The 15,189-nt window shown below is 56.7% G+C and carries 12 protein-coding genes; 6 read left to right on the forward strand and 6 right to left on the reverse strand.

All coding sequences use genetic code 11. The features are described from left to right. Window positions 1-9: 9 nt before the first annotated feature. The gene (locus H7F20_RS09275; RefSeq protein WP_185785910.1) at window positions 10-1,689 is read left to right on the forward strand and encodes a sulfatase; all 1,680 of its coding nucleotides are present in this window, start codon (window positions 10-12) and stop codon (window positions 1,687-1,689) included. A 161-nt stretch (window positions 1,690-1,850) separates the two neighbouring features. Beyond that, window positions 1,851-2,999, forward strand: a complete 1,149-nt coding sequence (locus H7F20_RS09280) for a VOC family protein (RefSeq protein ID WP_185785911.1) — start codon at window positions 1,851-1,853, stop codon at window positions 2,997-2,999. A 41-nt stretch (window positions 3,000-3,040) separates the two neighbouring features. Here the strand turns inward: H7F20_RS09280 and H7F20_RS09285 are convergent, their stop codons facing one another. Then, window positions 3,041-3,418 (reverse strand): hypothetical protein, encoded by a 378-nt coding sequence (locus tag H7F20_RS09285; RefSeq protein WP_185785912.1) that lies wholly within the window; start codon window positions 3,416-3,418, stop codon window positions 3,041-3,043. A 167-nt stretch (window positions 3,419-3,585) separates the two neighbouring features. Further along, window positions 3,586-5,844: a catalase/peroxidase HPI gene (gene katG, locus H7F20_RS09290; protein ID WP_185785913.1), complete on the reverse strand. Its 2,259-nt coding sequence runs from the start codon at window positions 5,842-5,844 to the stop codon at window positions 3,586-3,588. Between the two features lie 236 nt (window positions 5,845-6,080). Between katG and H7F20_RS09295 the strand changes: the two genes are divergently transcribed. After that, window positions 6,081-6,431, forward strand: coding sequence for a ribose-5-phosphate isomerase (locus H7F20_RS09295; RefSeq protein WP_185785914.1), 351 nt, complete (start codon window positions 6,081-6,083; stop codon window positions 6,429-6,431). A gap of 13 nt (window positions 6,432-6,444) precedes the next feature. Here the strand turns inward: H7F20_RS09295 and H7F20_RS09300 are convergent, their stop codons facing one another. Further along, on the reverse strand, window positions 6,445-7,374 hold the full coding sequence (locus H7F20_RS09300) for an NAD-dependent epimerase/dehydratase family protein (RefSeq protein WP_185785915.1): 930 nt from the start codon (window positions 7,372-7,374) through the stop codon (window positions 6,445-6,447). Window positions 7,375-7,594: 220 nt separating this feature from the next. Between H7F20_RS09300 and H7F20_RS09305 the strand changes: the two genes are divergently transcribed. From H7F20_RS09305 to H7F20_RS09315, 3 genes are all read left to right on the forward strand, one after another. Beyond that, window positions 7,595-8,056, forward strand: coding sequence for an RpiB/LacA/LacB family sugar-phosphate isomerase (locus H7F20_RS09305; RefSeq protein WP_185785916.1), 462 nt, complete (start codon window positions 7,595-7,597; stop codon window positions 8,054-8,056). A 144-nt stretch (window positions 8,057-8,200) separates the two neighbouring features. Then, window positions 8,201-9,922 carry a GMC family oxidoreductase gene (locus tag H7F20_RS09310; protein ID WP_185785917.1) on the forward strand — a complete coding sequence of 574 codons (1,722 nt, stop codon included), beginning with the start codon at window positions 8,201-8,203 and terminating at the stop codon, window positions 9,920-9,922. Window positions 9,923-9,926: 4 nt separating this feature from the next. Continuing rightward, a complete protein-coding gene (locus tag H7F20_RS09315; protein WP_185785918.1) occupies window positions 9,927-10,643 on the forward strand; it encodes a gluconate 2-dehydrogenase subunit 3 family protein in 717 nt (238 codons plus the stop codon). 81 nt (window positions 10,644-10,724) lie between these two features. Here the strand turns inward: H7F20_RS09315 and H7F20_RS09320 are convergent, their stop codons facing one another. The 3 genes from H7F20_RS09320 to araA all read right to left on the reverse strand — a co-directional run bounded on the left by H7F20_RS09320 (window position 10,725) and on the right by araA (window position 15,182). After that, window positions 10,725-12,344 (reverse strand): sodium:solute symporter, encoded by a 1,620-nt coding sequence (locus H7F20_RS09320; protein ID WP_185785919.1) that lies wholly within the window; start codon window positions 12,342-12,344, stop codon window positions 10,725-10,727. A gap of 12 nt (window positions 12,345-12,356) precedes the next feature. Then, window positions 12,357-13,544 (reverse strand): aldose epimerase family protein, encoded by a 1,188-nt coding sequence (locus H7F20_RS09325; RefSeq protein WP_370588499.1) that lies wholly within the window; start codon window positions 13,542-13,544, stop codon window positions 12,357-12,359. A 132-nt stretch (window positions 13,545-13,676) separates the two neighbouring features. After that, complete coding sequence (araA, locus tag H7F20_RS09330) at window positions 13,677-15,182, reverse strand: L-arabinose isomerase (protein WP_185785920.1); 1,506 nt, start codon at window positions 15,180-15,182, stop codon at window positions 13,677-13,679. Window positions 15,183-15,189 lie beyond the last annotated feature (7 nt).

Raw genomic sequence — 15,189 nt, forward strand, 5'->3', positions numbered from 1 at the left:
ACCTGGTCCATGAAAAAATACGTTGTCGCCACCCTCTTGCTGGGGGCCGTGCTGCTCGTGCCCAGTTGCAGCCCCGTCGAAAAGGCGCCGCATCGGCCGCCGAATATCATTTTCATCATGTCGGACGACCATGCCTACCAGGCCATTTCGGCCTACGACAACCGGCTCATCGAGACCCCCAACATCGACCGGATTGCCCGGATGGGGATGCTGTTCACCAATGCGAGCGTCACCAATTCCATCTGCGCCCCTTCCCGTGCCACCATCCTTACGGGGAAGCATTCGCACATCAACGGGAAGGTGGACAACCACTTCCCCTTCGACACCACCAATGTAACGTTCCCCCAGTTGCTGCAGGAGGCGGGTTACCAGACCGCCATGTTCGGGAAGCTGCATTTTGGCAACAGCCCGAAGGGATTTGACCAGTTCAAGATCCTCCCCGGCCAGGGGGCTTATTACAACCCGGAGTTCATTACAAAGGACGAAGGCACCATACAGGTCAGGGGGTATGTCACGGATATTGTCACTGACATGACGCTTGACTGGCTGGAAACCCAACGGGATACCACCAAACCCTATCTGCTCATGTACCTGCACAAGGCCCCCCACCGGTCCTGGCAAATGGCCGGGCGCCATTTGGAGGAATTCACCAACCGGACCTTCCCGGAACCCGAAACGCTTTTTGATGGCTACGAGGGCCGTCCGGCAGCTGCCGAGGCGGAAATGAGTATCCTGAAACACATGAGCTGGTCCGGGGATTCGAAGGTATACCAGGAAGTCATGGAAGCGTTGGGCCTGCAGGAGATCGGCATCGACAGGCGCCGTCTCCCCTTTGGCACCAACCAGCTCGATTCCGCCCAGTTGGCAACGTTCAAAAAGTATTACGGCCCGGTTAACGAGGCTTTCCGGAAGGCGTATCCACAGATGGACCAGCAGGAATTGATGAAATGGCGGTACCAGCGCTACATGCAGGATTACCTGGGGACGATCCGGGCGGTGGACGAAAATGTAGGGCGGTTACTGGATTACCTGGAAGCGAACGATATGATGGACAACACGATTATCGTCTATACCTCGGACCAGGGCTTCTACCTTGGGGAACACGGGTGGTTCGACAAGCGGTTTGTCTATGACGAATCCTTCAAGACCCCTTTGCTGGTAGCCTGGCCCGGAAAAGTAGCAGCGGGTACCCGGTCGGACGAGATGGTGCAGAACCTGGATTTTGCCCAGACCTTCCTGGATGCGGCAGGGGTGGAGCAGCCGGGGGATATGCAGGGGGAAAGCCTGCTCCCTATCCTTACCGGCCGGATGGAGGACTGGGACCGGGAAGCCGTGTATTACCACTACTACGAATACCCGGCCGAACACATGGTAAACAGGCACTACGCCATCGTCACCAAGGACTACAAGCTGATCCACTACTATTTTGACCTTGACTACTGGGAACTGATCGACCGGAAAAAGGACCCGAAGGAATTGCACAATGTGTACGACGACCCGGCCTATACGGAGGTTCGGGACCGGCTGCACGGGGAGCTCGAGGCGATCCGGGAGAAATACGGGGACAGCGATTCGCTGAGCCGCAGGTATATCAACACCTTTTTGGATGACATCGAAAAGGACGGGATCTTCGGGGTCAACCAGGAGAAGCTTGGGGAGATCCTGAAAAAACGGGCCGGGGACAATTGATGAACAACTCAAAGGATGGATCCGGAAGGCGTATGAAAAATCGGTTGCGTAGGATGCTATTTCCTGAAGGGATGCGCGGACTGTTACCGGCCATGGCAGGGTTGCTTTTGCTTTGGCCCGTTTCCTGCGTCACCCCACCGGAAAAATCAGGGTTGACCGCCTTGGGCGTTTTTTGTGAACTCGTGGAAAATGGCGCCAAACCCATCGCCCTTAGCCATCCCATGCCACCGGAAGAACTGGATGCGAGCTGGTCCGATTTCCTCAGGATCGCGGGCGCGTATGGAGTGGAGCTTTACCGGGAAGATGCATTTCCGGAAACCCGGCTATTCCCATCTGCCCTGACAAGCGGGAAATCCCTGCTTGTTATCTACAGGGAGCCGGATCGCCTTATTCAGTACCAGCAGTGGAGGGCCGATGTCCGGGGCAGGGGTTCCGGGGAGGCCTTTTCCGACCGCGAACTGGCCAGGCGCCTGGGGAGGTTGCTCGGATACAGCCCGGAAGGGATCAATCGCCTCCTGCGCGCCAATTCCGATTACCGCGACCTGGCTTCGGCAGGCATCACCCGGCAAGTCACCCATTTGTACTATGCCAACCCGGGGGAGGCGGTAGCGTTTTACTCGGATGTTCTTGGTTTGGAACGTGCCGATTCAACGCGTTTCAGGATCAGTTCGGATACCTACCTGGAGGTACACCCGCCGGATGCATCCCATCCGGTTGGATTGCCAAAATCCACAGCCATTGCCCTGCTGACCGATCAATTGCCCGACTGGTATGCCCACCTGCAACAGCAGCATGTCCCTATAAAATATACCTACAAGCCCCGGGACGGCGGGCCTCATGACGGCTTTGTGGCGGTGGACCCGGGAGGCTACCTGTTGGAATTTGAACTGTTTAAGCAACATCCCGAAAACGAGCGGCTCATGGCTGTCCTGAACCCGGCTGGGGCGGTTCCCACTAAAATCGATTCCCTGGGGTTTTACGGTTCCATAACCTGGACCTATCACCGGGGCCTGCTCGGGATGCAGCGTTACTATGAAGAAGTCTTTGGCTTTTCCCTGGTGGCCGACCAGGGTTGGACCAAGATTTTCCGGACCTCCGGCAGCGGATTTATCGGCCTGGTGGATGAGCGGCGTGGGATGCTGGACTACGCCGACTCCAAGGCCGTGGAGATCGAATGGGGCCTTTCGGACATCGACGCTTTTGACAGCCATGCCCGGAAATCCTGGACGCAATACGGGTACCGGGACAGGAGATGGACAGGTCCCGAAAATTACCGTTATCAAATAGACGGCACACTTTCGGAGAGGTAGGCGAGTTTAATCTATTACGCGGATCTTATAAAGGCGGGTTTTTATCCCCCCGCCTGTTCCATGACCTTGCCGATATGACTCATTACTTCGTCCAGTTCCTTTGTAGGGCTGAAATCCATTATTTTAAGGTCTTTCTCCACAATAGCGGTATGGCCTGCCGGCAGGTAAAACAGGTCTCCGGACTCTAAAAGTTCCTCTTTCCCGTCATCGTATATCGCCCGCATGGCCCCTTCCAGGATATACCCCCAGTGCGGGCAGTGGCAACTGTCATTTTTAAGCCCTTTTAACAGGGGGGTAAAATCCGTCCCCTTGGGCAATTCATGGAAAGCCACGGTCATCCCACCGAATCCGGGAAGGGCGCGCATCACGGTTCCCGGGGCCTCCATGGTAACCGGGATGTTTTCTTTATTGATTTTCATGATAATGGTGTATTGGTTGTCTAAAGTATTTGGCAGTTAAACTTCTATAATATAGGCATTTATCAGTTAATTTTGTAACTGATCCCTGGCGTCATGCAAAAAAAGTGGCCCGCAATGGGGCCACTTTTAACACGTGTCAACAGGCATTTCTGCCTGTTTTTAAACGTCTATGCCAGGTCAAACCGGTCCAGGTTCATCACCTTGTCCCAGGCCTTGACGAAGTCTGCAACAAATTTCTCCCGGGCATCGTCACAGGCATACACTTCCGCAAGTGCCCGGAGCTCGGAATTGGATCCGAAGATCAGGTCTGTGCGGGTAGCCGTCCATTTCACCTTGCCGGTCTTCCGGTCTTTGCCTTCAAAGAACTCTTCATCTTCCGAAACCGCTTTCCAGCTGGTCTGCATGTCCAGCAGGTTGACAAAGAAATCGTTGGTCAGCACCCCGGGCCGGCTGGTGAAAATACCATGCTTGGAGCCATTGTAATTGGCATTCAGGGCACGCATCCCACCTACGAGCACCGTCATTTCCGGTGCAGTCAGGGTCAGGAGCTGGGCCTTGTCGACCAGTAACTCCTCTGTCCTGACGGAGTAATGCTGTTTCAGGTAATTCCTGAATCCGTCTGCGATCGGCTCCAGGTGTTCAAAGGACTCCGTATCGGTCATCTCCTGGGTGGCGTCTGCCCGCCCGGCGGTAAAAGGCACGTCAATGTCGTGCCCGGCATCTTTTGCTGCCTTTTCCACGGCTGCGCAGCCACCGAGTACGATCAGGTCGGCCATGGATATCTGTTTGTTGCCTTTTTGGGAGGCGTTGAAGTCCTTCTGGATCTCCGTCAGCACATCCAGAACTTTCCCCAGTTGGACCGGGTTATTGGCTTCCCATTGCACCTGGGGCTCCAGGCGGATGCGGCCGCCATTGGCACCGCCCCGGTTGTCGGAACCGCGGAAAGTAGATGCCGAAGCCCAGGCGGCACCAACCAGTTCGGAAACGGTCAGGCCGGAATCCAGGATGGTGGTTTTTAAGGACCTGATATCCTTGTCATCGACCAGGTCATAGTCCACAGCGGGGATCGGATCCTGCCAGATGAGGTCTTCCTTCGGGACTTCTTCACCAAGGTAACGGGATTTTGGCCCCATGTCCCGGTGGGTCAGCTTAAACCAGGCTTTTTGGTAGGCTTCCTTGAATTCCTGCGGGTTTTCGAGAAAATGCCTTGATATCTTCTCGTAGGCCGGATCCATTTTCAGGGACAGGTCCGTTACGAGCATAAAGGGATCATTCTTCTTGTTCGGGTCGTGGGCATCCGGGACAGTTCCTGCGCCGGCCCCGTCCTTGGGCTTGAACTGCCAGGCACCTGCAGGGCTTTTGGTCAGTTCCCACTCATAGTTGAAAAGGTTTTCCAGGTATTTATGGCTCCACTGTATGGGCGTGTCGGTCCAGGCACCTTCCAGGCCACTGGTGATGGTATCCGAGCCAACCCCGGAACCGAAATTGTTCTTCCAGCCAAGACCCTGCATTTCGATGGAAGCCCCGGCGGGTTCCGCCTCCAGATATTCCGTATCCTTGGCAGCCCCGTGGGTTTTCCCGAAGGTATGCCCCCCGGCGATGAGGGCGACGGTTTCATAATCGTTCATCGCCATCCGCCCGAAGGTTTCCCGGATGTCGTGTGCTGCCGCAACCGGGTCGGGCTTCCCGTTAGGTCCTTCCGGGTTTACATAGATGAGTCCCATGTGGGCTGCCCCCATGGTGCGCTCCAGTTCCCCGTCTTCATTGTAGCGTTCCTTGTTGCCGAGCCACTCGGTTTCGGAACCCCAGTAAATGTCTTCCTCTGGCTGGTAGATGTCCTCGCGGCCCCCGGCAAAACCGTACATGGGCAACCCCATGGATTCGTGGGCCACATTCCCGGCGAGGATCAGCAGGTCCGCCCAGGAGATTTTCTTGCCGTATTTTTTCTTGACGGGCCAAAGGAGCACCCGGGCTTTGTCCAGGTTGGCGTTATCGGGCCAGCTGTTCAGGGGTGCGAAGCGCTGGGCGCCCGTTCCGCCGCCTCCCCGGCCGTCGGCTATGCGGTAGGTCCCGGCGGCGTGCCAGGCCATACGGATAAAGAAGGGACCGTAATGTCCGTAATCGGCCGGCCACCATTCCTGGCTGTCGGTCATCAGTTCCCTGAGGTCTTTTTTGACCGCTTTCAGGTCGAGGTTTTTAAAGGCCTCCTTGTAATCGTACCCTTCGTCCATCGGGTTGACCTTTTCGGAATGCTGGCGAAGGATGTTCAGGTTCAGGGAGTTGGGCCACCAGTCGCGATTGGTGGTACCCCCTCCGGCCGCCTGATGCAATTCCCCGTTCAGAAAGGGGCAGTTTGACGCGCTGGATTCGTTTACGTCCCATGCCTTCCCGTTTTGGGAGGTGCTGGCGTGAATATCTTTTCCCATGTGTATCTTTGATTTAAATGATTTTCAGCTATAAATTTACGATAATCCAAACTTATGGGGATGGATTCTCAATAGTTAAAACTTATGTGAATTCGACAAAACCTATCGGGGTCGCGCCGGATCCGGAACCCCTTAATTTACGATTTTTTCCAGCCATAAAAAAGCGTCTTTAACCTGGTTTTTCTCTGTTGAAATGGGTAGCCCACCCCAGTGACAGGAAACGTTCAAGATTGGCCATGCCCGCAACTGCATATACCATATACGTCATTGAATTATCGCGCCGCGTTTTTTCAGAAAACAGGCGCTTTCGCGAAGCGAACCCCCAATTCAACGGGGTGTTGCAATGCCTCTATGTCGGGATGACCAGCAAAACGCCCCGGATCCGGTTTGAACAGCACCGTACGGGTTACCGGAACCAGAAGGGCCATAACCTCTCTTCCTCCATCGTGCGCAAATACGGCATGTACCTTCGCCCCAGCCTTTACAACCATATCCAACCATTGAAAACCCGGGCCGAAGCGCTCCGGATGGAGGAAACCCTTGCCCTGGAACTGAGGCGAAAGGGGTATGCCGTCTGGTTCAATTGACCATGGGGACGGATTAACTGAAATCGGAGGCAACAACCTGCCTGATTCCTTCCGCATAGGGGGTGGGGGTCAACGAAAAGCGGCTTTCAAACTTGGAGCTGTCAAATACATAATCCCGGTCGTACTGGTAGATCATCTCAACCGTTTCGCGCATAACAGGCATAAACAGCCCGAGAATCTGCAGCATATACTTTCCTACCTCCCGGTAGGCCGGTTCAGTTCCCAGCGCCTTCGCAATATATTCCACCCACTCTTTGCCGGTATAGGGATCCGGCGCTGTGGGCAGGTGCCATACTTCCCCATATGCCCCGGGGCTGTTACCCAACAGGGCGGTTGCCCTGGAGGCATCCGGCACATAGGTAAACGAATGCTTTTTGTCCGCCCGCCCCAGCCAATTGGCCTTTTTGCCCTGGCTGAGCGGCTTGATGACGGTTTCGGCAAGGATGCTGACGTTTTTCACAGCAGGCCCGTAAAAATCCGCTGAGCGTGCAATCAGGGCTTCCAACCGCCCTTCCTTGGTGGCATCCATCAACATCTGTGCAATGCGGGCACGCACCTGTCCTTTTTTGCTGGGGGGATCCACGGGGTGGTTTTCGGTCATCGGGTCGAGGCGGGCTTTGGAGTACATGTATACATTGTCAAAGAAAACCAGTCGGGTCCCGTGGTGGGAACAGGCTTCGATTGCGTTTTCCATGATCCGGGGCCAGGCAGCTGCCCAGGTTTTATGCGAATAGGGTAAGCCTACGGTCAGGTAAGCGACCTCGGAACCGGCCACGGCATTGCGTGTCTGGTCCGCATCTGTAAGGTCCGCCGCGAAAATTTCAGTTTCGGAACCCGCTTTTTCCGGATTTCGGCTAACCAGGCGGATATCCGAAGTATATGCTCTTAAGTCGTTGGCGAGGGCTTTGCCGATGGCACCCCCGGAACCCAGGATCGTTTGCATGGTGTATTGATTTGCAAAAAGTTACGCTTTTTTGGATCAGGTGGCAATGGGGCATGATGCGTTTTTTTAGGACGGGGCCCCACCCACCCGATTTCAATATCGCCTCCCAGGCCGCAAAACGCAAGCATCCGCCCAGGATTCATTCCCGCTTTCCCCGGTGTTTGTATCTTTAACAACAATGCCGGCAGCCGAAGGGAAGCCGGCCTACGCATCCGCAGCTATGATTTACATCGCATCCGATCACGCCGGTTTTGACCTGAAAACGGCATTGGTCCGGTTCCTTCGGGATTCCGGGCGTGAGGTCCGGGACATGGGCCCTGAAACGTATGACCCGGAAGACGACTACCCGGATTATATACTGCCTGCTGCCGAAGCGGTTGCCGCCGACCCAGGAAGCCTGGGGGTGGTCATCGGCGGGTCCGGCCAGGGCGAGGCCCTGGCGGCCAACAAGGTCAGGGGGGTCCGTGCCGCACTGTATTACGGGGGGCCCAGGGAGATCATCTCCCTTTCGCGGACGCACAACAATGCCAATGTCCTTTCCCTTGGGGCCCGGTTCATCTCGGAATCGGAAGCCGTTGAGGTGATCGGGCTCTGGCTGGAAACAAGTTTCAGCGGGGATCTGCGGCACGAACGCAGGTTATTGAAGCTCAGGGAGTACGAGGAACGGCATTCCAGGGGGTAAGGGAAAAATCAGGGGACACTGCGCAAAACGAGCGGCAAATGCCCCCTGCACATTTGATGATTTGTGTATCTTTAAGCCTATGTGTACTGACTTCCTTTACGAATCAGACTGAACTTCCAGAATAAACTAAGCAAACCCATTACTATGCAGATTATTGAAGATTCCAAGGTATACGATGCGATTGTCGTCGGGTCGGGTGCCGGCGGCGGCATGGCTACCAAGGTCCTGGCGGATGCCGGGCTGAACGTGGCCGTTGTGGAAGCGGGGCCCTTCTTTGACCCGGCCGATGAAAAGCAGCGGACCCAGATGAAATGGCCCTACGAAAGCCCCAGGCGGGGAGCCTCAACCACCCGGGCATTCGGGGATTTTGACGCTGCCTATGGCGGTTGGGAAATCGAGGGCGAGCCCTATACCCACAAAGACAACACGGAATTCCACTGGTTCCGCTCCCATATGCTGGGCGGGCGGACCAACCACTGGGGGCGGATTTCCCTGCGATTCGGCCCCCAGGATTTCAAGCACAAGGATATCGACGGATACGGCGACAACTGGCCCATCGGGTATGAGGATGTCAAGCCCTATTACGACCGGGTGGACAAGATGATCGGGGTTTTCGGCACCAACGAAGGCCTCCCCAACGACCCGGACGGCTTTTTCCTGCCGCCCCCCAAACCGCGCCTGCACGAATTGTTCTATATCCGCGGGGCCCAGAAGACCAAGGTGCCGGTATACCCGTCGCGTATGTCAATGCTTACCAAGCGGATCAACCCGGACCGGGGGGTATGCTTTTACTGCGGGCAGTGCAGCCGCGCCTGCCAGGTATATGCGGATTTTTCCGCCGGCACCTGCCTGATATTCCCGGCCCAGAAAAGCCGGGGACAGGTAGACCTGTTTGTGAACTGCGTGGTACGGGAAGTGACCACGGATGAAAACGGCAGGGCCACCGGCGTGTCCTATATCAACAAGGAGGACCGCAAGGAATACAAATTAAAAGGCAAAGTGGTGATCCTCGGGGCGTCTGCCTGCAGCAGTGCCCGGATCCTGCTGAATTCAAAGAGCCCGCAGCACCCGAATGGCCTGGGGAACAGCAGCGACCTGGTGGGGAAATATCTCCACGATTCCACGGGCGCCAGCCGGGCCGGATTCATTCCGGACCTGATGAACCGCAGCGTATCCTACAACGAAGACGGGGTAGGGGGCATGCATGTGTACTCCCCCTGGTGGGGCGACAATTCGAAGCTGGATTTCCCACGGGGCTACCATATCGAGATATGGGGCGGGATGGGAATGCCCTCCTATGGCTTCGGTTTCAATGCCAATGAGTTCAATAAGTTCTTCGGGACCAAAGTGGGCGGCTATGGGGACGTGCTTCGGAGCGATGTCAAAAAATATTACGGTGCGGTGGTCGGCCTCAGCGGCCGCGGGGAATCCATTGCCCGGAAGGAGAACTACTGCGAAATCGACCCCAACGTCCGCGACCAGTGGGGTATCCCGGTACTCAGGTTCCATTACAAATGGTCCGACCTGGAACGGAACCAGGCGCGCCATATGCAGGACACCTTTGAGGAGATCATTGTGAACATGGGCGGGGAACCCCTGGGGGACAAACCCGGAAAAGACAGGGACTACGGGTTGCTGGCCCCGGGGATGATCATCCACGAAGTGGGGACTACCCGGATGGGGGACGACCCGAAGACCTCGGTGACCAACCGTTACAACCAACTCCACGATGCGGACAATGTCTTTGTGGTGGATGCGGGCCCCTTTGTATCCCAGGCCGACAAGAACTGTACCTGGACCATCCTGGCCCTCTCGATGCGGGCTTCGGAATATATCGTCAATGAATTGAAACAACAAAATATCTGATCAGATGGACAGAAGAGAAAGCCTAAAATCCATTGTGCTCGGTTCCCTGGCCGGGGGCCTGGTACTACAGGGGTGCAAACCCGGCGAAGAGCAGGAACTGGCAGCCGCCATTGACCAGAAGGCCAGCGATTACTACGGCCGTACCCCGGAAGAGCTCGAGAGGGATGAGGAATTGATGGAGGAAACCCTCCTGACGGAGCATGAGCGGCAATTGCTCACCGTATTATGCGATGTGATCCTGCCCCCGGGCGAGCAATTTAAGGGGGCCTCCGATGCGGATGTGGCCGGGTTCATCGAATTCATGGCAAAGGACCTGCCCGACCTGCAGACCCCCCTTCGCGGCGGCTTGCTGGACCTGGACCACAAGTCCAACACCCAGTTTGGAAAATCCTTTGTGGATACCACGGAGGCGGAACAAAAAGAACTGATCGACCCCATAGCCTATTACGATCCGGAAGTACCCCAATTGGAAAGGGACCCGGCAGTGAATTTCTTTTCCCTGGTCCGGAACCTGACGCTCACCGGTTTTTACACCTCGAAAATCGGCATCGAGGAACTGGGGTACAAAGGCAATTCCCCGAACGTGTGGGACGGCGTCCCCGAGGAAGTCCTCGCCCAGCACGGGGTGGCCTACGACCCGGAATGGATTGCCAAGTGCGTGGACCAGGAAAAGCGGAATATCCAGGCCGAATGGGACGATGCAGGCAACCTAATTACCTGATTTCCCAGAGGCAGCCACCCGTTACAACAATGTGATGGCCGATCGATAAGACAGGCCGGCAGCCATGGGGCTGCCGGTTTTTTATTTCCCGTTAAACCAGACCATGATCCCGATCACGATGCCCACGATGATCACCGACACCAGGATGTCTTTCCAGTTGTAACTGGCTTTGTTGCGTTGTTTTTCTTCGGCGGTGATGGTGGCATAGGTCAGGTTTTCCACTTTTTCCGCGGCAGGTGCCGGGGTGAGGAGGCTGACCACGACCAGCAGCGCCATGCAAAACAGGAAGAACCAGGCCGCAAAAACCAGGAAGTTCATCGCCCCGAGGGTGTGCAGGAAGGTTCCGGGTTCCAGGGAACCCTTGGAAAGTTCCAGTACGATACGGAGCGCGCCCACCACAAACCCGGTTACCAGCGTAATGAAAGCCCCCTGTGCATTGATCCGTTTGTAAAAGATCCCCAGAAGGAATACCGCCGTGATCGGCGGGGCGATGTAGGATTGCACGCTTTGCAGGTATTCGTAGAGCACGCCGGAGATATTCGCCATGATCGGTATCCAGATAATGCCGATGATCACCACGATGGTTGTGGCGATCTGCCCGGTGCGCACCAGTTTTTTCTCCGGGGTTTTCGGTTTGAGCTTTTTGTAGATATCCACCGTAAACAGGGTGGAACAGGAATTGAAGACGGAAGCCAGTGAACTCATCAGGGCTGCCAGCAATCCAGCCGCAACCAGGCCCCGGAGACCGGAAGGCAACAGGTTGCTCATCAGCACGGGGAAGGCTTCGTCCGGGCTGTCCCAGTGGAGTTCGCCCCGCATCTTGAGGGTGAGGGCAATAACCCCGGGTATCAGGAACAGGAATACGGGCATAAGTTTGAGCAGGGCCCCGAAAATGGTCCCCCGGCGGCCCTCCTTGATATTTCTGGCGGTCAGTGCCCGCTGCACGATATACTGGTCCGTACACCAGTACCAGATCCCGACGATGGTACTGGTAATCACCAGCCAGGGCCATGGGAAATCCGGGTCTGTAGCGGAGCGCCACATATTCAGGTACTCCGGGGTAACGGTTTCCCGCATGCTTTCCCACCCGCCCACGCGGTCCAGCCCGATAAAGGTCAGGGCAGCGGCCCCCAGGACCAGGATGATCGCCTGCAAGGTTTCCGTGTACACCACGGCGCGCATTCCCCCAAGGACTGTATAGATGCCGGTGAGCACCACGGTGGCAATGGCCCCGGTCCAGAAGTCGATACCCAGCAAGGCAGAGACCACCACGCCACCCGCATAGATGGTCACGGAAATCTTGGTCAGCACATAGGCGACAATCGAAAAAATGGACAGAATCCACCGGGAACGCGCATCGAAGCGCTTTTCCAGGAATTCCGGCATGGTGAACACCCCGGCCCGCGCATAAAACGGGAGAAAAATCCACCCGAGGGCCAGCACGATCCAGGCGTGGATTTCATAGATCAGCAGGGGCAGCTTGTTGCTGGCCCCCGTCCCGGCCAGCCCCACTACGTGTTCGGACCCGATGTTCGAGGCAAAGATGGAGGCCCCCACCACGAACCAGCCAATGTTGCGGCCGGCCAGAAAGTAGTCTTCCGTATTTTCTTTTTTTCTCAGGATCACCCATACGGCAATTCCGAGCAGGATCAGGAAATAGATGGAAATGGTTACCCAGTCCAGGGAATCGAGCATTTGCATGGCTTGAAGGGTTTAGTTGGTTGTGAGTTTGAATTTCGTATGAGAAGAATAGGTTTCCCCCGGGTCGAGCCTGACGGACGGGAAAGCTTCCTGGTTGGGGGAATCCGGGTAGTGCTGGGTTTCCAGGCAAAAGCCGCTCCGCCGGGCATACGTACCTCCCCCCTTGGCGGGAAGCGTACCGTCCAGGAAATTCCCCGTATAGAATTGCACCCCCGGCTCATCGGTAAATACCTCCAGCCTGCGGCCACTTGGGGGATGGGTCACCGTGGCCACCTTGCGGAAGCCGGCATCGGGCCCGTTTAGGATCCAGCAATGGTCATAACCGCCCCCCAGGGAAATTTGCGGGTTATCGGCATCGATTTCGGCCCCAATGGTTTTGGGCTGCGTAAAGTCGAAGGGCGTACCCGCGACAGGGCGGATCTCCCCGGTTGGGATCAGGCCGGCATCCACAGGCAGATAGGCATCGGCCTGCAGGGTTAACATGTGGTCGGTTATGGGCCGGGAGAAATCCCCCGACAGGTTGAAATAACTGTGCTGGGTGAGGTTGACCACGGTGGGCTTGTCGGTCTTTGCCTCGTACAGGATATCCAGCTCGCCGGCTTCGGAAAGCGTATAGGTGACTTTGACATCCAGGTTCCCGGGGTACCCCTCTTCCCCGTCCGGGCTGCGGTAGGTAAGTTCCAGGGTATTGCCCGCGTCGGATTGGCGCGGCTCGGCCTGCCACAGGACTTTGTCAAATCCCTTGACCCCGCCGTGCAAGTGGTTTTCGCCATTGTTTTTGGCCAGTGTATAAGCCTGACCGTCCAGGGAAAAGGATCCGCCCGCAATCCGGTTCCCGTACCGGCCAATCAGCGCCCCGAAATAGGGGTTGCCATCCAGGTAGGGCTCCAGGTTGTCGAAGCCCAGGACGATATCCTCATAGTTCCCTGAGGCATCGGGGGCTGTCCAGTCCGTGATGATCCCACCGAGGTTGATAACCCCGATTTCCATCCCGGAGGTATTCCGCAGGGAATACCGGGTAACCTCACGCCCGTCGGGAAGGGTGCCGAAGGATTGTTGGCCAATGGCCATAGTGTCGGGGGCCTGTTCAATACCGCCTGCAGCGTCTGCATCCTTTTTGGGTCCGCCGCAGCCTGCCGCGAGCAGCAAGAGGGAACACAGGGAAATCCGAATTGCCTGTTTGAAAGTCCGATCCATCATTTTTCAGTTTGTTTGTGTGTTTGGTTGTATTCGTGTGTTTGCTTGCATTTGTAACGCGTGACCGGGGAGAACCGCAAGAGGGCTCATCCGCGGCAGCGGTTCCCCATCCTGCCGGAAGGCCAATCCGCCTGCCTACATGCCATGGCGAAAATGCTGGTAATACACCTCGTTGGCACGGATCCGGTCCTTGAACTCCCTGATCCGCGTTTCTGCATCGATGACCAACAGTTCAATACCGAAAATATCGGCAAAATCCTCCATATACGCAGTGGTCAGGGCCTGGGAATACACGGTGTGGTGGGCACCCCCGGCCAGGATCCAGGCAGTGGCCGCCGCCTCCAGATTGGGTTTCGCGTCCCAGAAGACCCGGGCCACGGGCAGTTTCGGGAGTTCCGCCGGGGTGGACACGGCTTCCACTTCGTTGACAACCAGCCGGAACCGGTTGCCCATATCTATCAGGGAGGCATTGATGCCGGGCCCGGCCGGGGAGTTGAATACCAGGCGGACCGGGTCTTCCTTCCCGCCGATCCCCAGGGGGTGGACTTCGCAACTGGGCCTGCCGGATGCAATGGACGGGCAGATCTCCAGCATATGGGATCCGAGCACCAGGCTTTTGTTTTCGCCGAAATGGTAGGTGTAATCCTCCATAAATGACGTGCCCCCTTTGAGGCCTTTGGCCATGATTTTGCAGGCTGCGACAAGGGCAGCGGTCTTCCAGTCGCCCTCGGCCCCAAAACCGTAACCGTCTGCCATCAGCCGCTGAACGGCAATGCCCGGCAACTGCCGGAGCGCGCCCAGGTTTTCAAAGGTATCGGTAAAGGCGTCAAACCCGCCTTCCTCCAGGAAAGCCCGCATCCCCAGTTCTATTCGGGCCGCCTCCACCAGGGAGGCCCTTTGCGCCCCGTTTTTCCGGAGGGCGGGAGCCAGGTCGTATCCGGCTTCATATTCTTCCAGGAGGCGGTCGATATCGGTTGTTGCGATGGATGCCAGGCGGCCGGTGATATCCGAGGAATCGTAGCCGTTGACCGAAATGCCGAAACGCATCTGGGCTTCCACCTTGTCTCCTTCGGTGACGGCTACCTCCCGCATGTTGTCCCCAAAGCGCGCCACTTTCATATTGCGAAGCGCATCTGCCCCGAGTGCCACCCGGGCCCAGACGCTGAGCTTTTCCTGAACCCTTGCGGATTGCCAGTGGCCTGCCACTACCTTGCGCGCCTTTCGCATCCGGGTCATCATATACCCGAATTCCCGGTCCCCGTGTGCGGACTGGTGCAGGTTCATATAGTCCATGTCAATACTGTCCCAGGGGATCCCGGCACGGTACTGGGTGTGTAGGTGGCAAACGGGCTTGCCCAGTTCGCCCAGTCCCCTGATCCACATTTTGGCCGGCGAAAACGTATGCATCCAGGGAATGACCCCGATGCACGCCGGGTTGGAATTGACCTGCCGGCACAGGCTGGTGATCTCCCCTTCCGTGGTAAGTATCGGTTTATAAACCAGGTTGACGGGCAGGTTCCCTGAGCTATTCAGGCCGGCCACGATCGCCTCCGCATCCGCAGCTACCTGTTTAAGCGTTTGCGGCCCGTACAGGTGCTGGCTTCCGGTGAGGAACCAAATTTCTTTGTGCTGTATCTCCATGTTCAAT

Source organism: Robiginitalea sp. SC105, assembly GCF_014243345.1.
GTDB lineage: Bacteria > Bacteroidota > Bacteroidia > Flavobacteriales > Flavobacteriaceae > Robiginitalea.